The sequence below is a fragment of the Pseudomonas sp. P65(2024) genome (assembly GCF_057480955.1).
On record NZ_JBLIYX010000011.1, the window covers coordinates 161,217 to 182,459 of the forward strand.

14 protein-coding genes are annotated in these 21,243 nt (G+C 66.3%); 11 read left to right on the top strand and 3 right to left on the bottom strand.

Annotated elements, in window-relative coordinates:
* Positions 1 to 91: 91 nt before the first annotated feature.
* The 10 genes from AC25MA_RS16595 to AC25MA_RS16640 all read left to right on the top strand — a co-directional run bounded on the left by AC25MA_RS16595 (position 92) and on the right by AC25MA_RS16640 (position 16,809).
* Positions 92 to 868: an efflux RND transporter periplasmic adaptor subunit gene (locus tag AC25MA_RS16595; RefSeq protein ID WP_247283654.1), complete on the top strand. Its 777-nt coding sequence runs from the start codon at positions 92 to 94 to the stop codon at positions 866 to 868.
* The gene (locus AC25MA_RS16600; RefSeq protein ID WP_028692051.1) at positions 865 to 2,184 is read left to right on the top strand and encodes an efflux RND transporter periplasmic adaptor subunit; all 1,320 of its coding nucleotides are present in this window, start codon (positions 865 to 867) and stop codon (positions 2,182 to 2,184) included. Before AC25MA_RS16595 ends, AC25MA_RS16600 begins: the two co-directional genes overlap by 4 nt.
* Complete coding sequence (locus AC25MA_RS16605) at positions 2,181 to 4,277, top strand: site-2 protease family protein (RefSeq protein ID WP_213883814.1); 2,097 nt, start codon at positions 2,181 to 2,183, stop codon at positions 4,275 to 4,277. The genes AC25MA_RS16600 and AC25MA_RS16605 overlap by 4 nt, the downstream gene beginning before the upstream one ends.
* Before the next feature lie 25 nt (positions 4,278 to 4,302).
* Positions 4,303 to 5,103: an aspartyl/asparaginyl beta-hydroxylase domain-containing protein gene (locus AC25MA_RS16610; RefSeq protein ID WP_028692049.1), complete on the top strand. Its 801-nt coding sequence runs from the start codon at positions 4,303 to 4,305 to the stop codon at positions 5,101 to 5,103.
* On the top strand, positions 5,091 to 6,074 hold the full coding sequence (locus AC25MA_RS16615; RefSeq protein ID WP_028692048.1) for a sulfotransferase: 984 nt from the start codon (positions 5,091 to 5,093) through the stop codon (positions 6,072 to 6,074). The genes AC25MA_RS16610 and AC25MA_RS16615 overlap by 13 nt, the downstream gene beginning before the upstream one ends.
* Before the next feature lie 175 nt (positions 6,075 to 6,249).
* Positions 6,250 to 6,744 (top strand): GNAT family N-acetyltransferase, encoded by a 495-nt coding sequence (locus AC25MA_RS16620; protein WP_062362016.1) that lies wholly within the window; start codon positions 6,250 to 6,252, stop codon positions 6,742 to 6,744.
* A 13-nt stretch (positions 6,745 to 6,757) separates the two neighbouring features.
* Positions 6,758 to 7,066 (top strand): DUF6916 family protein, encoded by a 309-nt coding sequence (locus tag AC25MA_RS16625; RefSeq protein ID WP_062362019.1) that lies wholly within the window; start codon positions 6,758 to 6,760, stop codon positions 7,064 to 7,066.
* Between the two features lie 73 nt (positions 7,067 to 7,139).
* On the top strand, positions 7,140 to 7,730 hold the full coding sequence (locus AC25MA_RS16630; protein ID WP_062362022.1) for a phage tail protein: 591 nt from the start codon (positions 7,140 to 7,142) through the stop codon (positions 7,728 to 7,730).
* Between the two features lie 137 nt (positions 7,731 to 7,867).
* On the top strand, positions 7,868 to 15,250 hold the full coding sequence (locus AC25MA_RS16635) for an Ig-like domain-containing protein (protein WP_486972222.1): 7,383 nt from the start codon (positions 7,868 to 7,870) through the stop codon (positions 15,248 to 15,250).
* Between the two features lie 62 nt (positions 15,251 to 15,312).
* Positions 15,313 to 16,809 carry a TolC family protein gene (locus AC25MA_RS16640; protein WP_028692044.1) on the top strand — a complete coding sequence of 499 codons (1,497 nt, stop codon included), beginning with the start codon at positions 15,313 to 15,315 and terminating at the stop codon, positions 16,807 to 16,809.
* A gap of 32 nt (positions 16,810 to 16,841) precedes the next feature.
* Here the strand turns inward: AC25MA_RS16640 and cysC are convergent, their stop codons facing one another.
* Genes cysC through AC25MA_RS16655 form a run of 3 tightly spaced genes read right to left on the bottom strand, consistent with a single transcriptional unit; the run spans position 16,842 to position 19,352 of the window.
* Positions 16,842 to 17,417, bottom strand: coding sequence for an adenylyl-sulfate kinase (cysC, locus tag AC25MA_RS16645; RefSeq protein ID WP_028692043.1), 576 nt, complete (start codon positions 17,415 to 17,417; stop codon positions 16,842 to 16,844).
* A 56-nt stretch (positions 17,418 to 17,473) separates the two neighbouring features.
* A complete protein-coding gene (locus AC25MA_RS16650) occupies positions 17,474 to 18,490 on the bottom strand; it encodes a hypothetical protein (protein WP_178081002.1) in 1,017 nt (338 codons plus the stop codon).
* Positions 18,480 to 19,352: a LysR family transcriptional regulator gene (locus AC25MA_RS16655; RefSeq protein ID WP_186597734.1), complete on the bottom strand. Its 873-nt coding sequence runs from the start codon at positions 19,350 to 19,352 to the stop codon at positions 18,480 to 18,482. Before AC25MA_RS16655 ends, AC25MA_RS16650 begins: the two co-directional genes overlap by 11 nt.
* A gap of 149 nt (positions 19,353 to 19,501) precedes the next feature.
* Here AC25MA_RS16655 and AC25MA_RS16660 point away from each other — a divergent pair, with 149 nt between their 5' ends.
* Positions 19,502 to 21,058, top strand: coding sequence for an MFS transporter (locus tag AC25MA_RS16660; RefSeq protein ID WP_236248246.1), 1,557 nt, complete (start codon positions 19,502 to 19,504; stop codon positions 21,056 to 21,058).
* Positions 21,059 to 21,243 lie beyond the last annotated feature (185 nt).

Below are 21,243 nucleotides of genomic sequence, written 5' to 3' on the forward strand. Positions count from 1 at the left end.
GAGTCGCCCGGTTCTTCATCCAGGTGATGTATCCGTGCCATCATTTTTTGCCTTACACTCCCGGCAACCAGCTCGCAAGGGAGTGCGCAACATGCTTCACGGTATCCGTCTGGCTTTGATCTTGTGTGTGTTGCACCTGCCGCTGGCGCATGCCGGCGAGTCGCCTGCCGACCCCTTGCTCGACACCGCCTCCAGCAGCAGCGCCGAACAGAATCCCCGTGGCGTGCTGCGGGCCCGTGACCAGGCCGTGTTGTCCAGTGAACTGGCCGGGCGCATCGTCGAAATGCCTTTCGCCGATGGCCAGGACTTCAGAAAGGGCAGCACCCTGGCCCGCTTCGATTGCAGCGCCTATCAAGCCCAGCTCAACGCCGCCCAGGCCGCCGTGCGTGCCGCCAGTGAGGAACTCAGGCACAACCGCCAGTTGGCTGCCCTGAAGTCAGTCGGCCAGTTCGAAGTGTCGCTGGCCGAGGCCAAGCAGGCCCAGGCCCAGGCCGAAGCTCAGGTGTACCAGGTGCAGATCAAACGCTGCGTGGTCAGCGCGCCGTTCGACGGGCGGGTGGTGCAGCGCCGAGCCCAGCCCCATGAAAGCGTGCCCAGCGGTGCGCCGTTGATCGAGGTGGTGGACAATCGCTCGCTGGAAATCCATCTGCTGGTACCCTCACGGTGGTTGGGGCGGCTCAAGCCCGGTCAGCCGTTCGAATTCGTTCCGGATGAAACCGGCAGCCCGCTGCAGGCGCAGGTCAAGCGTGTCGGCGCGCGGATCGACGAAGGCAGCCAGACCCTGCAACTGATCGGTGAACTGCCCAGCGACAGCCAAGGGCTGCTGGCCGGCATGAGCGGTACCGCCCACTTCGCGCAACAGCCATGACCGCCGCTGCCGCAGGTGTGGCCGAGCATGCCTTCGCCCACTTTCTCGGTTTGCAGCGCCAGGCGCGCCAGGCCGCCAGCACCGAGCAGTTGGCTTACAGCATGGTCAATGACGGCCAGGCGTTGTTCGGCTTTCGTCATGCCGCGCTGCTGATCGCTGGCAAGGTTCGGGCGCTGACCGGCATCAGCGTGGTGGAGCCCCATGCGCCGTTCGTGGCGTTCGTCGAGCGCGCCGCTCACCGTTTGCAAAGGGCTGGATTGGCTGCTCAGGCCGCCGTGGTAGACCCGGCCAGGCTGGATGACCAGGCACTGGCCGACTGGCAATCATTGTCGGCCGCTCATGCCTATTGGTTGCCGCTGCTCGACCGCAATGGCGATGTATTCGGTGGCCTGTGGCTGGCCCGTGATCAAGCCTTCACCCCCGCCGAGCAGGCCCTGCTCAACCAGTTGGGCGATACCTACGCCCATGCCTGGCTGGCCCTGCACCCGGTCCGCCCCTGGCGCCTGCGCTGGCCACGGCGGCGTCTGCTGACGGTGGCCGCAGCACTGTTGCTGGTATTGCTGGTGCCGGTGCGCCAGTCGGTGCTGGCACCGGCCGAGGTCGTGCCACGGGCGGGACGGGTGGTCGCCGCGCCGCTGGACGGGGTGATCGCCGAATTTCTGGTCAAGCCCAACCAGACGGTCGCCGTTGGCGACGTGCTGGTGCGCTTCGATGCCACCACGCTCAAGGCCCAGGCCGACGTCGCCGGGCGCGCCCTTGGCGTGGCCGAGGCTGAGCTCAAGGCCAGCACCCAGCGCGCCTTCAGCGACGCCGAGTCCAACGCACGCCTTGATCTGCTGGCTGCTCGTGTGGAGCAGAAGCGTGCCGAGCTGGATTACGCCCGCCAGCTCCTCGGCCGCAGCGAGATCCGCGCCGAGCGCGCGGGGATCGCGGTGTTCGCCGATGCCGAGCGCTGGACCGGCAAGCCGGTGCAGACCGGCGAGCGGCTGATGCAACTGGCTGATCCGCAGCAGGCCGAGCTGCGCCTGGAACTGCCGGTGGGCGATGCCATCGCCTTGCAGCCTGGCGCCGAGGTGGCGCTGTTTCTCGACAGCGATCCGCTGCATCGCCATGGTGCTCGTCTGCAGCGCGCCGCCTACGAGGCCCAGGCGACTGCCGCCGGGCAGCTCGCCTACCGGCTTGATGCCGGTTTCGAGGAGGCGCCGCCGCGGATCGGCCTGCGCGGGACCGCCAAGCTGTATGGCGAGCGCGCGCCGCTGGTCTACTACCTGCTGCGTCGACCACTGGCGGCATTGCGCCAGGGGCTAGGGCTATGAACCTGCCGCCGCTGCGGGCCGACCTGCAACTGTCCGCGGCGGCGCCTGGCCACGATGGCGCGCCCCAGTGGACCCTCGCCGACCCGTTGCGCGGGCGCTACTTCAAACTCGGTGCCATTGCCGTGCGCTTGCTGCAACACTGGCGCCTGGGCGACCCGCAGCATGTGCTGGCGGCGGCCAATGCCGAACCCGGCCTGGCCGTCGACCAGCAGGCGCTGGAAGAACTGTTGCTGTTCCTCGGCCAGCACGATCTGATCAGCGCCGAGGACGCCCGCCAGCGCGACAGCTATGCGACCAAGGCCGCCGCGAGCCGTCAGAGCCTGTGGACGCGCGTGCTGCACCAGTACCTGTTCTTCCGGATTCCGTTGTGGCGTCCGGACGCTTTCCTCAATCGTGCCTGGCCGGTACTCGAACGTCATGGCGGCTGGATGGTGCGCGTGGCCCTGCCGCTGCTGCTGGCGTTGGGCGTGTTCCTGGTGGCGCGCGACTGGTCGCGCTTCATCGCCACCTTCCCGCACCTGTTCAGCCTGGGCGGCATCCTCGCCTTCGGCGTGGCGCTGGGGTTCGCCAAGCTCTGCCACGAGTTCGGCCATGCGTTCATGGCCAAGCGTGCCGGCTGCCGGGTGCAGAGCATGGGGCTGGCGTTCATGGTGCTGCTGCCGATGTTCTATACCGATGTCAGCGATGCCTGGCGGGTGCGTGACCGCCGTTCGCGGCTGCTGATCGACGCCGGCGGGGTGTTCGCCGAGCTGGTGCTGGCGGTTTTGGCGCTGCTGGCCTGGTCGCTGTTGCCCGATGGCCCGGCGCGCACGGCGGCATTCATGCTGGCCAGTGCCACCTGGATCACCACCTTGCTGGTCAACCTCAACCCATTCATGCGCTTCGATGGCTACTTCCTGGTCAGTGACCTGTGGGGTGTCGAGAACCTGCAGCAGCGCGCCTTCGCCCTGTGTCGCTGGCGTCTGCGCGAGGCCCTGTTCGGCTATGGCGAGCCGGCTCCAGAAGCCTGGCCGCCGGTGATGCGCCGGCGATTGCTGGTCTGGGGGTATGGCGCCTGGCTATGGCGCGCGGTCTTGTTCTTCGGTATCGCCCTGGCGGTGTATCACCTGTTCTTCAAGGTGTTGGGCATCTTCCTGATGCTGGTGGAACTGGTGTGGTTCATCGGCCTGCCAGTGTGGAAGGAGCTGCAGCAGTGGTGGCTGCGTCGTGGTCAGGCGGCGCCGGGCAAGGCATTGCGGGGCGCAGCCGTGCTGGCGCTGCTGCTGGCCGTGCTGGTGGTGCCCTGGCGCGGCGCGGTGGACGTGCCGGCGATGCTCGAGGCGTCCCGGGTCAGCGCCTTGCACGCGCCCGTGGCGGCTCGGGTGAAGCGTCTGCCGGTGCGTGAAGGGCAGGTGGTCGCCCAGGGGGAGTTACTACTGGAGCTGGAGTCACCCGACCTGGCTTCGCGCCAGTCCATCGTGCGTCGCGAGATCGACATCCTGCAGTTGCTGTTGCGGCGTCAGGCCGGCCGCAGCGAGACGGCGGGCGATGCCGGCGTGCTTGAGCAGCAGTTGGCCGAGGCCGTAGCCGAATACCGCGGGCTGGCGGCCCAGCGTGAGCGCCTACAGCTGCGGGCGCCGCGTGCGGGGGTACTGCGTGACCTGCCGACCGACCTGGCCCCAGGACAATGGGTCAGCCCGGCACAGACACTCGGCCGTGTGGTCGAGCCAGGCCTGCGCCTGCGGGGCTATCTGGCCGAGGCCGACCTGTGGCGCGTGGCGGTTGGCAGCGAGGGACGTTTCATCGCCGATGACCCGGGGCGGCCGGCGTTGCCGGTGCGCGTCGAGCAGGTCGATGCCACTGGCGTGGCGGTGCTGGAGCTCGAGGCGCTGGCGTCCGATCGCCATGGGCCGGTGGCCGTGCGTCGCGATGCCCAGCAGCGCGCGGAGCCGGTGCAGGCGCAATACGGCGTACGCTTGAGCCCGCTGACCGAGATGCCCGACGTGAACCAGCCACTGCGCGGGGTGGTGGTGCTCGATGGGGCCCGGGAGTCGCTGCTGGGCAGCGCCTGGCGTCGGCTGGCGGCATTGGGCGTGCGCGAGAGCGGTTTCTAGTAAGCATTCACTGCGAGGGCGCTGCATGAGTGAGGTCACGTTGCCGCGTTGTTCCCGACTGGCTTTGGCCACGGACTTGCCGGCATTGCTGCAGGCATTGGCCCGGGTACGGGCCGAGGCCTGGCAGGCGCATTTCAACAGGGGGTATCACGAGGGGGACTGGAGTGGTGTGGCCTTGGTCACCGCCGAGGATGCCTCGGTGCCACTGGCTCCTGGCCTGGGCGCTCCCAAAGACCTGATCTGGTGGCAGGGCGAAGCAGCCTGGCAAGCAGTGCTGGCGCCGTTCCAGTCCTCGCTGCGCGCCGCCCGTCTGCTGCGCCTGGGGGAGGGTGCCAGGATCCACGAGCACCGCGACCCCGACCTGGGGCGCCCCGGCGGCTGCCTGCGCCTGCACATTCCTTTGATCAGCCCGCCCGGCGTTGAATTTCTGGTGGACGACCTGCAGGTGCCGATGTGCCCCGGCGAATGTTGGTTCATCGACCTGTCGCGACCTCACCGAGTCAACAACCCCGGGCCCGGCGAACGCATCCACCTGGTGCTCGACTGCACGCCAGCCCCTTGGCTGCTGGCACTGATCGAGGAGGGGCTGGCGCGCACGCCAACGTTGCAGGTGGGCAGGGCGGGGCAGGCATTCGAACGGTTCCGTCAGCAGGTGGCCGAGTCTGCGGCGTTGGCCGCACGCCTGCAGGCACTTGAGGACCCTCGAGCATTCGTCGCCGAGGCCGTGCGATTGGGCGCCGAGCATGGGCAGTTTTTTTCCGACGCAGAGGTCTTGGCCGCCATGCGCCGGGGCAAGCAGGCATGGAGCGATCAATGGCGCGTATGAATACTCCGCTGGACTTCCAGGGCTGGCTGCCCATTCGCCTCTGGCAAGGCGACGCCGGTTGGCGGGTGGACTGGTGCTGGTTTGGCGAGCGGCGCCTGACCCGGCCATTCTTTCGCGACGATGTCGACCTGGCGCTGCGCCTGCCGTTCAACCAGGCGATGCGCCGTGAAACCGATGTCCAGGCGCTGCTCGACGGGTATGCACGCAGTCCGGGCCTGAGCCCCACGGCCCTGCTGTTCCACGCTTCACGTTGTGGTTCGACCCTGGTCGCTCAGTTGCTGGCCAGCCAGCCCCGTAACATCGTGCTGTCCGAACCTGCGCCGCTGGACAACCTGCTGCGCGCCGCGCGCCAGGATCCAGCCGCTGCAAGCTGGCAAGCCGAGGCCCTGCGCGCACTGTGCTCGGCCTATGGCCAGCGCCGCCAGGGTGACGAGCAGCAACTGCTGATCAAGCTCGACGCCTGGAACATCTTCGACGCACCGCTGCTGACGGCGCTGTATCCCGATGCGGCCCGGGTATTCCTCTACCGCGACCCACTGGAAATCGTTGTCTCGCAACTGCGCCAGGCGGGCATGCACCGGGTGCCGGGGCTGCTTGGTGCTTCGGGCCTCGACAGCCTGCTGCCAGCCCCCCAAGCCATGGGCACGGTGGAATACACCTGCCGGATGATTGGCGAAATTCTCGCGGCTGGCCTAACGTTGTGCGAACGCCACGGCGCCATCGCCGTGAACTACAGCGAATTGCCCGACGCCGTCTGGGGACGCCTCGGGCCACTGTTCGGCATCCAGCCAGGCGATGTGGCTGACCTGCGCGCCGTCGCGGCCTTCGACGCCAAGCAGCCGGCCATGAACTTCAGCGCCGACAGCCAGCGCAAGCGCGAGGAGGCCGACGACGAAATACGGGCTGCGGTCATCCGTTGGGCCCAGGCGCCTTACAACGCGTTGGAATCCATACGGTTGCGAAACGTCTAGGAAATGGCGTCAAACGACCTCGAACGGGTGTTTGAGAAAAAAGTTGAAAAGACCCTGTTTGGGTAGTGGCTATTTGCCTTGCTCTTCGGCTACGCTGCTGCAGATTGTGTAGGACAATTCACTTGGATGTGCGCCCCTCACCATGGGGTAACCTTATGCAGGGAAGCCATACCCGATGTCCATTTCCGAGGTGAGCCTCCGTCCCATCGTGGACGTCGACCGGGCGTTCCTGCGCACCCTCTACGGCACCACCCGTGCCGCCGAAATGGCCCTGCTGCCGTGGCCCCAGGCCGCCATCGATGTGTTCCTCGACCAGCAGTTCCAAGCCCAGCACGACTATTACCAAGTCCAGTTCGCCGACGCCGACTTCTTCATCATCGAAGTGGCGGGCGAGCCCATTGGCCGCGTCTACCTGCACTGGACCGACAGCCACGTGCAGTTCATCGACATGGCCCTGCTGCCCGCCTGGTGCGGGCGCGGCATCGGCAGCCGGTTACTCGGGCAGTGGCTGGCACACGCCGATGCCGACGGCCTCAGCGCCGGCCTGCATGTCACCCCTCATAACCCGGCCTTGCGGCTTTACCAGCGCTGCGGGTTCGAGGTGGTCGGCGAGACCGGCCTGTCCCTGAAGATGCGCCGCCCGGCGTCCGCCCTTGCCATTCGTGCCTGAAGGATCAGCCGCCATGCATGCCATGCCCAGCTTCGCCGATTTGCATCAGGCCACCGGCAGCCACTTCCAGCTGTGGATCAGCGACGAACAGGCGCTCCAGGCGCAACTGCTGGCCGTGACCGAAGGACCGGCCATGTCGCCGCGTCACCAGCGTTATGCCGCGGAGTTCGCCCTGCCGGCCGGCACGGTGCTGCCGCAAGCGCTGTTTCGCCTGTCGCCACCAGGCGAGGAGGGCTGGCTACTGATGATGACCCCGGTAGGCCCCGACAGCGATGGGCGACCGGTGCTTGAAGCGATTTTCCACGTCGAGCGGCCGCTCTGAGGGCGGCTGTCATGCGTGATTTCCCGCGGGCCATGGGGCCCGCTCTTGCGGTGTTGTCAGAGGAGTGCAGCAAATGAGTGAGCCGTATCTCGGTCAGATCACCTTGTTCGCGGGCAACTTCGCCCCACGGGGCTGGGCCTTTTGCCAAGGGCAGATTCTGAGCATTGCCCAGAACACTGCGTTGTTCTCGATCCTGGGCACCACCTACGGTGGCAACGGTCAGACCACGTTCGCGCTGCCTGATCTGCGTGGTCGTGCGCCGGTCCAGCAGGGACAGGGCCCCGGATTGCCGATTGTCGACCTCGGCGAGGCGGCCGGTACGCCAACGGTCACCCTGACATCGCTGAACATGGTGCCGCAGGCGGTGAACATTCCGGCCAGTACCGTGTCGGTCGCCATTCCGGCCGCCGAAGGTGATGCCGATCTGCCCGCGCCTTCGACCACTGGCGTGTTGGCCAAACCCAAGGACACCACCGGTTCCGGCGCCGCAATCGACATCTACGCCTCGACCACCAGCAACACGACGCTCAAGCCATTCAACGTCACCATCCCGGCCTCCACGGGCGTGACCAGCGGCGGTAACCAGCCGTTCTCGATCCAGAGCCCTTACCTGGGCATCAACTTCATCATCGCCACCAGCGGTATCTTCCCGTCGCGCAACTGATGTCGGGCAGGTAGCAGGAGGACTGCGGGGCGCACATCGGCGCCCCGCCGTCCGTTCAGGATTTCCCAACAAGGACAGGCCGTCCTCATTCGCAAGGACGGCAAGCATAACCAGCCCCAGGGCTGAGCGAGGGCATCATGGCATTCTGGAAACGCGGCAAGGCCACCCACACAACCACTGTTTCCACAAGCCGCCCGAGCCTTATCCAGGCCCTGGAGCCACGCATGATGTTCGACGCCTCGGTGGGCGTGGTCGCCGACCAGGGGGCTCAGGCAGTCGAGACGGCGGCTGCCGCAGCCAAGGACACCAGCGCCGCCAGCGATGCGGCCAGCACCCGCGACAGCGCCACCCACGAGCCCGTCCACGAGGCGGCGCCCGCCACCGCGCCGGTCACGGCAGCCTCGGGCAACCACGAAGTCGTGTTCGTCGACTCCGCCGTCAGCGACTACCAGAAGCTCATTGCCGGCCTGCCCGCCGGGGTCGAAGTGGTGGTGCTGGAGAACGGCAAGGATGGTTTCAAGCAGATCGCCGATTACCTCGATGGCCGCAACGACGTGACCTCGATCGATATCATCAGCCACGGTGACAAGGGCTATGTCTACCTGGCCGGAAACGCCATCTGGGCCAACCAGCTGGCCAGCCATGGCGCGGACCTTGCGCGTATTGGCAGCAGCCTGGCGCCGGGCGGTGACATCCGCTTCTTTGCCTGCAACACCGGCGCCGGCAGCGACGGCCAGCTGTTCGTCAACGAAGTGGCACGGCTCAGCGGTGCGGATGTAGGCGCTTCGTCCGACGCCACCGGTAACCGCGCCGGCGAGGACTGGGCGCTGGAGACCGTCTCCGGGGTGGTTGCAACGGACGTCGGCGTGCAGCGTGGCAACCTGTCGGCTTTCAACACTTCGCTTGCGACCATCACCGTCACCACCACCGATGCGTCGGCCATCACCAACGATGGCCAGGTGTCCCTGGCCGAGGCCATCCAGGCCGCGAACACCGACACCTCGGTGGACGGCTCGGCCGCAGGCAGCGGCAGCGACATCATCGTGTTCCACCAGAACCTGAAAGGGCAGACCATCCGCTGGTCCTCGGCCACGGCACTGGCGGTGACCAGCAACATCACCATCAACGGAGATGTCGACGGTGACGGCAAGGGCGACATCATCTTGAGCGGCGACGTCAACAACAACGGTACCCGCGACCCCCTCGAAGCCTCGGGCCTGCAAAGCAACGGCGGTGGCGTGCTGACCGTGCGCAACCTGGATTTCCGTCATTTCTCCAGCAACATCGCTGGCGGCGCGATCCGCGCCAACGGCGGCTCGATCACCGTCGAGGACTCCAACTTCGAGAGCAACGCCGGCACGGTGATCAACTCGGCGACCACCGCAGGATCCACCGTGGTGGTGCGCAACACCACGATCCACGACAACAGCGCCAGCATTGTCGGCGGCACCGCCATGTCGACGCTCGTGCGCCTGGGCGGCGCCAACAACCACGTGCTGGAAAACGTCGCCATCTACAACAACACCGGCACCTACGGCGCCACCGGCACGGTGGCGGCCGGCTCGATCATCGTGCTGAGCAACAGCGGCGGCACGGTGCGCATCACCAACAGCACCATCGCCAACAACGTGTTCCTCAACACCAGTACCGGTAGCATCGCCTCGGGCGGCCTCGGCTGGGCCAGCGGCCAGGCCGGCACGGTGACGGTGCAGAACAGCATCTTCACCGGCAACACCGTGAACGGCACCCAGCTCGATGCGGCCACCAATGGTGGCGTTGGCGGCGGCTACACCAGCACCACCAACTTGATCGGTACCGCGGTCAACTTCGTCAACACCGCCACCGGTGACTACCGGTTGGCCAGCACCGCCAGCAACGCCATCGACCAGGGCACCCTCGTCGGCGCACCGCTCACCGACCTGCGCGGCTTCGACCGGCCCCGTGGCGGTGGCGTTGATATCGGCGCCTACGAGGTGCTGTATTCGGCGCCGCCGGTGGTCGACCTGGACACCGGCACCGGGGGCAACGACAGCACGGTCAACTTCGCCGGCACGCCGGTGGCCATCGTGCCGAATATCAGTCTCACTCAGACCGACGGCGACACCCAGGTCAGCGGCGCGACCTTGACCCTCGGTGGCGTGCTCGACGGCGGCAACGAAACCCTGTCGCTCAGCGCCGGGCAGATCGCCACCGCGGCCAGCTACGGCATCACCATCAGCGGCTCCGGCACCACGGTACTGTCGCTCAGCGGTGTGGCCACCCTGGCCCAGTACCGCTCGATCCTCGCCGTGGTCGCCTACGGCAACAGCACCGGGGCATACACCAGCGGCACGCGCAGCGTGACGGTCAGCGTCAATGACGACATGGGCAGCACCACCCGCACCGCTTCGGTGGTGGTCCAGCCACTCAACGCCGCGCCGGTGATCGCCAACCTCAACGGCGACAGCCAGACCTTCACCCAAGGCGCTGGCTCGGTGCTGCTCGACAGCGGCGGCAATGCCACCGTCACCGACAGCGACTCGGCCGACTTCGCCGGCGGCAACCTGACCGTGGCGGTGAGCGCCAACGGCGTAGCCGGCGAAGATGTGCTGGGCATTCGCAACCAGGGCAATGGCGTCGGGCAGATCGGCGTCAGCGGCAACACGGTCAGCTACGGCGGCGTGGCCATCGGCACCTATACCGGAGGCACGGGGGGCGCAAACCTGGTGCTGACATTCAACGGCAATGCCACGGCGGCGGCGGTCCAGGCGGTGGTGCGCAACCTCACCTACGACAACAGCAATGCCGCCAATAGCATCGGCCAGGCCACCCGTACCTTGTCGGTCACGGTCAACGATGGCGACGGTGGCACTTCGAGCGCGGCATCGGTGTCGGTGGCCATCCACGAGACCGTCCCGCCCACCGCCACCATCACACTCAGCGACACGGCCCTCAAAGTGGGCGAGACCGCGACGGTGACGATCACCTTCAGCGAGGTGGTGACCGGCTTCACCAATGCCGACCTGACGGTGGCCAACGGCACCTTGAGCGCGGTGTCCAGCAGCGATGGCGGCAAGACCTGGACCGCCACCTTCACCCCGACCAACAACCTCACCAATGCCAGCAACGTCATTACCCTGAACAACGCAGGCGTCACCGATCTGGCCGGCAATGCTGGCGCCGGCACCACCAGCTCGGCCAACTACAGCATCGATACCGTGCGCCCGACCGCGACCATCGTGGTCACCGACAGCAACCTGACCATCGGTGAAACCTCGCTGGTGACCATCACCTTCAGCGAGGCGGTGACCGGTTTCACCAATGCCGACCTGAACGTGGCCAATGGCACCTTGAGCGCGGTGTCCAGCAGTGATGGCGGCATCACCTGGACGGCGACGTTTACCCCGACCAGCGCCATCACCGACGCGACCAACCTCATCACCCTGGACAACACCGGCGTGACCGACCTGGCGGGTAACGCCGGCAGCGGCACCACCAACTCGAACAACTATGCCATCGATACCGTGCGCCCGAGTGCGACCATCGTGGTGGCCGACAGCAGCCTGAGGATCGGTGAAACGTCGTTGGTGACCATCACCTTCAGCGAGGCGGTGACCGGCTTCACCAATGCCGACCTGACCGTGGCCAACGGCACCTTGAGCGCGGTGTCCAGCAGTGATGGCGGCATCACCTGGACGGCGACCTTCACGCCGACCAGCGCCATCACCGACGCGACCAACGTCATCACCCTGGACAACACTGGGGTGACCGATGCCGCCGGCAACGCTGGGGCCGGTACCACCGACTCGAACAACTTCGCCATCGACACCCTGCGCCCGACCGCGACTATCGCGGTGGCCGACAGCAACCTGGCCATCGGCCAGACGTCGCTGGTAACCATCACCTTCAGCGAGGCGGTGACCGGCTTCAGCAATGCCGACCTGAGCGTGGCCAACGGCACCCTGAGCGCGGTGTCCAGTAGCGATGGTGGCATCACCTGGACGGCGACCTTTACCCCGACCAGCGCCATCACCGACGCGACCAACGTCATCACCCTGGACAACACTGGGGTGACCGATGCCGCCGGCAACGCTGGCGCCGGGACCACCGACTCGAACAACTACGCCATCGACACCCAGCGCCCGACCGCGACCATCGTGTTGGCCGACAGCAACCTGACCGTGGGTGAGACCACCACGGTGACCATCACCTTCAGCGAAGCGGTGAGCGGCTTCACCCTGGCCGACCTGACGGCGCCCAACGGCACCTTGAGCGGGCTGTCCAGCAGCGACGGCGGCATCACCTGGACGGCCACCTTTACCCCGACGGTCAACGTGCAGGACACCACCAACGTCATCACCTTGAACAACACCGGGGTGGCCGACTTGGCCGGCAACGTCGGTGCCGGTACCACCAGCTCCGCCAACTACACAGTCAGTACCCTGCAGCCCACGGCGACGGTGGTGGTGAGCAACCCGGCCCTGCGCGCGGGCGACACCAGCCAGGTGACCTTCACCTTCAGCGAGGCGGTGACCGGCTTCACCAATGCCGACCTGACGGTGGCCAACGGCACCTTGAGCGCGGTGTCCAGCAGCGACGGCGGCATCACGTGGACCGCCACCTTCACCCCGACCGGCAACATCACCGACAGCACCAACCTGATCGTCCTCGACAACAGCGGCGTGGTCGGCGCGAGCAGCGGCAATGCTGGCTCCGGCACCACCAGCTCGAACAACTATGCCATCGACACCCAGCGCCCGACCGCCACCATCGTGGTGGCCGACAGCAACCTGGCCATCGGCCAGACGTCACTGGTGACCATCACCTTCAGCGAGGCGGTGACCGGCTTCACCAATGCCGACCTGACGATCGCCAACGGCACCCTCAGCGCGGTGAGCAGCAGCGACGGCGGCGTGACCTGGACCGCGACCCTGACCCCGGCCGCCGGTATCACCGACACCAGCAACCTGATCACCCTGGACAACACAGGTGTGACGGATATCGCGGGCAACGCCGGCACCGGCAGCACCGATTCGAACAACTACGCCATCGACAGCCAGCGCCCGACAGCCACTATCGTGATTGCCGACCCCAATCTGACAGCGGGGGAGACCACCACGGTAACCTTCACCTTCAGCGAAGCGGTGACCGGTTTCACCAACGCCGACCTCTCGGTGGCCAATGGCACCCTGAGCGCGGTGAGCAGCAGCGACGGCGGTATCACCTGGACTGCCACCTTCACCCCGAGCAATGGGGTGAGGGACCTCAGCAATGTGATCACCCTGAACAATACCGGTGTCAGCGACCTGGCCGGCAACGCCGGTGTCGGCACTACCTCGTCGGCCAACTACACAGTCGACACCGTCGTCCCCACGGCCACCGTCGTGGTCGCCGACACGGCCCTGCGCGTTGGCGAGACATCACTGGTGACCATCACCTTCAGCGAAGCGGTCAGCGGTTTTACCCTGGCCGACCTGAGCGTGGCCAACGGTACCTTGAGCGGGTTGAGCAGCAGCGATGGCGGCATCACCTGGACCGCGACCCTGACCCCAACCAGCAATGTCGAAGACACCAGCAACCTGATCACCCTGGACAATACCGGCGTCGTGGGTGCGAGCTCCGGCAACGCCGGTATAGGCAGCACCGACTCCAACAACTATGCCATCGACACCCGCGCCCCCAGCGTGACCAGCGTCGGAGGCCCGGCCGGGGTTTCCTACAATGCAGGCGATGCCCTGGTGTTCGTGGTCAACGTCAGCGAAGCTGTGCAGGTGGCGGGTTCGCCGCGCCTGGCCCTGGACATCGGCGGCCACACGGTGTTCGCCGACCTGGTGGCTGGGGCCGGCACCACGACCCTGGTGTTCCAGTACACCATCCAGCCCGGCGACAACGACAGCGATGGTGTCACCGTCACCGGTCTCACCGCCAATGGCGCGACCCTGACCGACGCCGCGGGCAACGCCATGAACCTGACCCTCAATGGTGTGTCCGACACCCATCAGGTGCTGGTCGACACCCAGGCGCCGACAGCGGTCGGTATCGTCACCCTCGATCCGTCGCCGAGCAATGCACAGAGTGTGCGTTTCACGGTGACTTTCAGTGAACAAGTCAGCGGTGTCGACCTGGCCGATTTCACGCTGGTCGGCAGTGGCTCGGCATCCGGCACGCTCAGTGGCCTGCAAGCGCTGGGCGGCGGTGTCTATGTGATCACCGTCAGCGGTGTGAGCGGGACCGGTACCTTGGGCCTGAACCTCAATGGCAGTGCGACCGGCATCACCGACGTGGCTGGCAACGCGTTGGTCGGGGGGCTCACCGGTGCCGTGTACAGCATCGACCGCGATGCCCCCACGGTGGGCAGTGTCAGTGTGCCGGTCGGCGTCCTCTACAACACCGGCGATGTGCTCACCTTCGTGGTCAACACCAGCGAAGCGGTGGTGGTCGACGGGGTACCCCGTCTTGCCTTGGATGTGGGCGGGCGCACGGTGTACGCCGACTTCGTGGCCGGCTCGGGCACGCCGACACTGGTATTCCAATATCAAGTCCAGGCCGGTGACAACGATGCCGACGGCATCCAGGTGCTGGGGCTGTCGGCCAACGGGGCGAGCCTGAGGGACGCCGCCGGCAACGCGCTGACACCGGCGCTTGAAAATGTCGGTGACACCCATGGTGTGGTCGTCGATGGTACGCCACCCACCGTGGTGTCGATCGTGGCCAACCCCTCGCCGACACCAGGTGGCCAGTCGTTTACCGTGACCTTCAGTGAGGATGTCAGCGGTGTCGACCTGGCAGACTTCGAGCTGGTGGGCAATGGCAACGCCAGCGGCACCCTGCAATCGCTGGTGCGTCTCGACGGTCGCACCTGGCAAATCAACGTTGGCGGTGTGGCCGGCGCCGGCAGCCTGGCCCTGGCGCTCAGATCCAGTGGTACCGGCATTACCGATGCTGCGGGCAACGCGCTGGTCGGCGGCTTTATCGGGCAAGGCGTGGCCCTGCAGTCGAACGATGGTGATCCGGAGTTCCGGGCCTATCCGCCCGCGCAGCCGGTGCAGGTCAGCCCGGGCATGCCTGTGTCGGTCTCGCCCCTACCGGTGACCGCGCCATACCAGTCACCGCTGTTGCCACAACCGTTGTTCGAGGTTCCGACATCGGGTGGCGGGCTGCCAACCTTGGGCAACCTGTTCATCCACAACGGCGCGCTGGCGCCGAGCTATCTGGCCCAGGTATTCGCCGGTCACCAGGGTGACAGTGCCATCGGCAATGGTTCTGGGGCCGGCTTCCTCGGCTTTGGCGGTGGGGACGCCAATGTCTTCGGGGCCAGCAGCCTGGCCAACATCTTCGACAAGACGCTGCCGGATGACGGTGGCCAGTTCGAGCTCAGCGGCGGCAAGCCGTTCCGCCAGGGAGCGGAGGCAGAGAAGGGTTTGACCGGGGCTCCAACCCTGGGGCAGCAACTGCAGGCCTTCCGGGAGGGGGAGCAACGTCAGGCCAGGCAACTGGCGCAGGCGTTGGGGCAGGTAGAGGTACCCGCGCCGCAGGCATGAGCCAGCGGACGCAAGCTATCCATTAGAAGAACAGCAGTGCCGTACCAAGGGGGCGGACAGGGATGAGCAGAGCATCGAGGATTTTCGCGGTAAGCGTGCTGGCGTTGGCGGTGACGGGGTGCGCGGTCAAGACCCAGCCCATTGACCGCAGCGTCAGCGAGCAGCGGGCAAAGGCCGACCTGGCCAGTATGTTCAAAGGCCAGGAGGCGCTGCACGGGCCGCTGACGTTGCACCAGGCCATGGCCAGGGCGGTCAAGTACAACCTGGAAGCCCGCCTGAAGGTCATGGAGGAGGCCCTGGCCCAGCGCCAGGTTGACCTGGCCAGCTTCGACATGCTGCCACGCATGGCCCTGTCGGCCGGTTATGCCGGGCGCAGTAACGTCAGCGCGTCGAGCAGCCGTAGCGTGCTGACCAACACCCAGTCCCTGGAGCCGTCGACCTCCCAGGACCGTGACCGCGACGTGGCCGACCTGACCATGGTCTGGAACGTTCTCGACTTCGGCGTCAGCTACGTCAGCGCCAAGCAGCAGGGCGACCAGCGCCTGATCGTGCAGGAGCGTCGGCGCAAGGTGGTGCAGACCATCATCCAGGACGTGCGCTCGGCCTACTGGCGGGCCGTGGCTGCCGAACGCCTGCTCAAGCAGATCGATGCGCTGATGGTGCGCGTCGACCAGGCCAGGGACAACAGCCAGCGTCTGGGCGAGCAACGCATCGGCGATCCGATCCAGGCGCTCGGCTACCAGCGCGCGCTGATCGAGGCCACCCGCCAGTTGGAAGAGCAACGTCGGGCCTTGTCGCTGGCCAAGACCGAGCTGGGCGCGTTGATCAACCTGCCGCCCGGCACCGAGCTGACCCTCGCCGCCACCGATGACTACAGCGTGCCGGAGCTCAAGGTGGGCCTCGAAGCGCTGGAGCAGCAGGCCTTGGCGACCCGTCCCGAGCTGCGTGAGCAGGACTATCAGGCACGTATCAGTGCCGCCGAGGTGCGCAAGTCGATGCTGCGCATGTTGCCGGGGTTGGAGTTTTCGGCCGGCGGTCACTACGACAGCAACAGCTTCCTGATCAACCAGCATTGGGCCGATTATGGCGTGAAGGTCACCTGGAACCTGTTCAACGTGCTGTCGGGGCCTGCCTCCATAGATGTGGCCAAGGCCGGCGAGCAGGTGGTCGAGGCACGGCGCCAGGCCATGTCCATGGCTATCCTGGCACAGTTGTACGTGGCCAACGCCAACTACAATGAAGCCCGTCGCCAGTTCACCACCAGCCAGCAACTGGTGAGCCTCGACCAGCAGATCGTCGAGCAACTGCGTAACCGCCACCAGGCACAAGGGATCGGCGAGCTCGAGCTGATCCAGGGCGAGTTGAACGCGCTGCAGGCCGACCTGCGTCGCGATTTGGCTTATGCCGAGCTGCGCAACAGTTATGGCCAGCTGTTCGCCAGCGCCGGCCTCGACCCGCTGCCGCAGAGCCTGCCGTCCAATGAGCTGGCCGATATTGCCCAGGCCTTGAGCAACAATGAGGCGCGCTGGCAGCGTGGCGATATCGCCCCGGGCAGCTGAGCGCAACCAGCAGGCGCGGGGCCAGCCCGCGCCTACTGCGGTTGGTACAGTACCCGCTGCTGTACGTACGCCAGCAGTTGCGCCGTTGCTATCGACAGCGGCACGTGTGCCGTCTCCACCACCAGCTCCGGCCGCTCCGGCACTTCGTAGGGCGCATCGATCCCGGTAAAGGCCGCTAGCTCTCCCGCTCGGGCGCGGCGATACAGGCCTTTGGGATCGCGGGCCTCGCAGGTGGCCAGATCAGCGTTGACGTGCACCTCATGAAAGCCCGCCTTGCAGGCCTGGCGTGCGGCGGCGCGCCCCGCGCGATAAGGTGAGATCAACGCGGCGATGCATATCAGCCCGGCATCGGCGAACAGCGCCGCCACCTCGGCTGTGCGGCGGATGTTTTCATGGCGATCCTCGGGTGAGAAACCCAAGTCGGCATTTAGCCCTGTGCGTAATACATCACCGTCGAGCACGTAGCAGCCATGTCCCAGCTCATGGAGCTCTCGGGCCAGGGCCTGGGCCAGTGTCGACTTTCCCGCGCCTGAGAGTCCGGTAAGCCAGATGACCGCGCCAGATCGGGCACGTGCCGGTGGATGTTCATCGCTTCCTGCGTGATGCACCTTGGGCGTCTCCGAAAGGGGGAGGGGCCCAGTGTACTGCGCGGCGTGGTGGTATGTCAGTGGCCGGAAAACAGCAGTTGGGCAACGCTTGGATCGGTCAGCAGGTGGGTGGGGTCATGGCCAATGCCCGGCAGTACGTACTGGCGATGCGCGAGCGCTATCGACCAGCGCTGGGAAAGTAAAGCCTCGTAGCGCAGGTAGTTGAGTTGCCGCTCGACCCGGTCACGGCCCTGGGCCTGGGCTGCACAGCTGCGGTCCATGATCCGGCTGTGCGGGTGACGGTCGCGCTCGCCGACCAGGTAGGTCACGTCGCGTGCGGCGTAGCGGCTGAGCACCTGGCGGGCATCGAGATGCTGCGTGGCGAAGTAGTCCGGTGCGCCCGGCAGGCCATAGCGGTAACGGTCGTAGTCGGGGCACTGCGCGGCAGCTAAAGGGGCGAAGCCTTCGCCAAGGGGGCGGTTGGCATCCAGGTACAGGTAGGTGGAGGGGCTGGCGACAATGTAGCGCACGTGGATCCCAAGGGCTCGCAGCGCCTGGTCGCCCGTGCCGAGCAGCGTGTAGCGCTGCAACAGTTGGCCGCCGGCGGAATGACCGATCAACGTGATGTCTTCAAGGTGTGGAAATCGATGACGATCGCCAAGGTAGGCGAGAAGGTCGTCGAGCACCGCGAATGCTGAGATGCCGGTGCGTCCGGCCACGGACTCGTGGCCCTGCAGCCATTGGTTTTTTACCCACAAGGGCGCAGTGGGCGTTGTCTGGGGATCGTCTTCGCTGAAGAAGCGGGGGGCCAGCAGCAGCGTGTCGTCCTGGGTGAGTCCCGCATTGCCGAGCAGGATCAGGCCGTTGCGATAGTAGTGGTCGGCATCACGGTGCACGCCATGGAGCACGATCACTGCGTGTTGGACCGGCAGGCGGATGTCGAGCCTGACATTGGCATAGGTGAAGAAAGGGTAGGGCGCAGGCTTGCCCAGCGCCATCGTCTGCATGGCGTCGCCGGCCCACGCGGGCCAGGCCAGGCAGGCGAGCAACGCCAGCAGCACTCGATAACCGGTACGTAGTTGATCATTTGGCACCTTGGCGCACTCCTTCTATATAGCGCAGCACTGCGGGCGACTTTTCGAAGCGGCGGTGCACCAGGCTCAGCCATGAACTTGCCTGGGCGTCGGCGATGGGCCGGTAGTTGACCTGGGGCAAACTGATACGCGGGACCACCGACGCCGGTACCACGGCCACGCCCTGGCCCAGTGACACCAGGGTGAGCACCGCCACCAGGCTGCCCGGTTGCGGCCCCAGGCGCGGGGTGAAGTTGCCCTGGGTGGCAATTGCCAGTGTGCCGGAGATCTGCTCGGGCAAGATGAAGGTTTCGTCGGCCAGGCGTGAGGCCGGGATGGTCTTCAGTTCGTTGAGGCGCGAGCTGGCCGGTAGCGCCAGGACGAAACCTTCCTGATGCAAGGCGACGGCTTTCAGGGGCTGCGGCAGCTCCATCGGTGAACGCAAGTAGGCGAGGTCGAGTTGCCCCTCGTCGACAAGAGAGGGGAGCTCGAGCATGGGCACTTCGCGAATGTTCAGCTGTACGTCGGGATAGGCCTGGACAAACCGACTGACCTGTTGCTGCAGGGTACCGGAGTAAGCTGCCGAGGCAACGTAGCCGAGTTCGATCCTCCCACTGTCGCCGCGACCTGCACGCTGCGCACCCAACTGTGCTGCGTCGAACTGCTGCACCGCCTGTTCGGCCTCGGTAAGCAAGGCATGGCCGGCGGCGGTGAGGCTTACCTCGCGTTGGCTGCGTTCGAACAGCCGCACTCCCAGCTCACGCTCCATGTCCTGGATCTGCCGGCTCAGGGTCGGCGGGGCGATGCCCAGTTGCTCGGCGGCGCGGGTGAAGTGGCCGTGACGGGCGACGGCAAGGAAGTAGCGGAAGTGACGTATCTCCATGGGGCCTCGTTAGCCAGGCGCTAATGACGCGGGACGTGCTGGCTAACAAGCCAGTTGCCCGGCGGCGTTATGGTGAAGGCAACACTACAAGGCTGGCGTCGTGGCGGTAAAGCGGCGACGACCCGCCTGCTCTTTGTAACGGAGCCTTCATGCCTGCCGCCGCCTCACCGCGCTTCACCCTGTTCACCGCCTCGGCGGTGTGCGCCTTGATCATCCTCGACACCAACATCGTCGCGGTTAGCCTGCCCAGCATTGCCCGTGATCTGTCCGGCTCGTTCAGCGACATCGAATGGGTGGTCAGTGCGTATTTGCTGGCGTTCGCTGCCTGTCTGCTACCCGCTGGCAGCCTGGCCGACCGCTTCGGCAGGCGGCGCATGCTGCTGCTCGGCCTGGCGCTGTTCGGCGCTGCCTCGCTGGCGTGCGGCGCCGCGCCCAGCCTGTTGTTCCTTGAGCTGGCCCGCGCAGCCAAGGGCATCGGTGCCGCGTTGTTGCTGACTGCCGCGCTGGCCGCCATCGGCCACCGTTTCCACGCACCGCAGGAACGCATGCGGGCCTGGGCCTTCTGGGGCGCCTGCATGGGCGCGACCATCACCTTCGCACCGCTGCTCGGTGGGCTGATCGCCAGTACCTTGGGCTGGCGCTGGATCTTCTATATCAACCTGCCGCTGGTGATCGTGCTGGCGTTCATGGTCGCAAGCAGTATCGAGGAGTCCCGCGACGGTTCGGCGGCGCGGTTCGATCCACTGGGCAGCCTGACTTTCGCCGGTGGCCTGGGCTACCTGACCTGGGCCTTGATCGACGCCAATCGGGTTGGTTGGGATAGTGCCCCCACGTTGGGGCGTCTGCTGATCGGCGTGTTCCTGCTTGGCTTGTTCGTGATGGTCGAGCGCAGCCAGGCGCGGCCGATGGTCGACCTCGGCCTGATGCGCAGCGGGCGTTTCATCGGGGCCTTGCTGGGGATGCTCGCCTACGCCGCCTGTGCGCAGGTGATGATGACCTTGCTGCCGCTGTACCTGCAGAGCGGCTTGCAGCTCTCGGCCCTGGCCGCGGGCGCGGGCATGCTGCCGTTCGCCGTGGCCATGCTGCTCACGCCTCGGCTGGGCATGCGCATGGCTGCGCGCCTGTCGCCGGCCCAGGTGTTCGCATTGGGGTTGGTCCTGGTCGGGGTGGGCAACCTGGCCTGCGCCTGGGCCACCGGCCAGAGTGGCTATGCCGCGTTCGCCCTGGCCAGTGTCGTGCTGGGCGCCGGAGCCGGGCTGCTCAATGGCGATACGCAGAAGAACATCATGGCCTGCGTGCCGCGTGAGCGCACCGGTATGGCTTCGGGGCTGAGCACCACCACGCGCTTCGGGGCCATCGTCCTTGCCATAGGCATTCTCGGCGGCATCCTTGCGGCGCGCAGTGGGCAACTGCTGCGCGATGCCCTGACGCTCCAGGCACCCGAGGCGTTGGGTGTGGCGGGGGAGATGGCTACGCGGGTGGCAGCGGGGGATCTGCATGCCGCGTTGGCGTTGCTCGACCCAAGGCTGAGAGAGGTGGCGGCACCACTGGCGCGCCAGGCGTTCATCGGCGGCTTCGAGGCGGTGCTGTGCAGCGCGGGTGTCGCGGCGCTGATTTTTGCGGTGCTGGTGGGGGTATTGCTGAACAAGCCCTTGCCGATCGGGGAGGCTCCTCATCAGACAGCGCCGGACATTGCAAATATATGAAATAAACGGTTGACGGGCTTTCAGATCCCCTTATAATGCGCCCCACTTCCAGCGACATCGGGACGAAAAACTCCTTGAATATCAAAGAGTTGATTGTTGAAGAGGGTGGCGGAGGTGCTTCGATCATCTGATCGGCAGCGGTGAAAAAGGCAGTTGACAGCAGGTTGTAACGCTGTATGATTCGC

Excerpts from the sequence above, each read along its gene's own strand:
- AC25MA_RS16660 (WP_236248246.1), top strand. The coding sequence starts at position 19,502 with ATGCCTGCCGCCGCCTCACCGCGCTTCACCCTGTTCACCGCCTCGGCG.
- AC25MA_RS16610 (WP_028692049.1), top strand. The coding sequence starts at position 4,303 with ATGAGTGAGGTCACGTTGCCGCGTTGTTCCCGACTGGCTTTGGCCACG.
- AC25MA_RS16615 (WP_028692048.1), top strand. The coding sequence starts at position 5,091 with ATGGCGCGTATGAATACTCCGCTGGACTTCCAGGGCTGGCTGCCCATT.
- AC25MA_RS16640 (WP_028692044.1), top strand. The coding sequence starts at position 15,313 with ATGAGCAGAGCATCGAGGATTTTCGCGGTAAGCGTGCTGGCGTTGGCG.
- AC25MA_RS16595 (WP_247283654.1), top strand. The coding sequence starts at position 92 with ATGCTTCACGGTATCCGTCTGGCTTTGATCTTGTGTGTGTTGCACCTG.
- AC25MA_RS16630 (WP_062362022.1), top strand. The coding sequence starts at position 7,140 with ATGAGTGAGCCGTATCTCGGTCAGATCACCTTGTTCGCGGGCAACTTC.
- AC25MA_RS16625 (WP_062362019.1), top strand. The coding sequence starts at position 6,758 with ATGCATGCCATGCCCAGCTTCGCCGATTTGCATCAGGCCACCGGCAGC.
- AC25MA_RS16605 (WP_213883814.1), top strand. The coding sequence starts at position 2,181 with ATGAACCTGCCGCCGCTGCGGGCCGACCTGCAACTGTCCGCGGCGGCG.
- AC25MA_RS16635 (WP_486972222.1), top strand. The coding sequence starts at position 7,868 with ATGGCATTCTGGAAACGCGGCAAGGCCACCCACACAACCACTGTTTCC.
- AC25MA_RS16600 (WP_028692051.1), top strand. The coding sequence starts at position 865 with ATGACCGCCGCTGCCGCAGGTGTGGCCGAGCATGCCTTCGCCCACTTT.
- AC25MA_RS16620 (WP_062362016.1), top strand. The coding sequence starts at position 6,250 with ATGTCCATTTCCGAGGTGAGCCTCCGTCCCATCGTGGACGTCGACCGG.
- AC25MA_RS16655 (WP_186597734.1), bottom strand. The coding sequence starts at position 19,352 with ATGGAGATACGTCACTTCCGCTACTTCCTTGCCGTCGCCCGTCACGGC.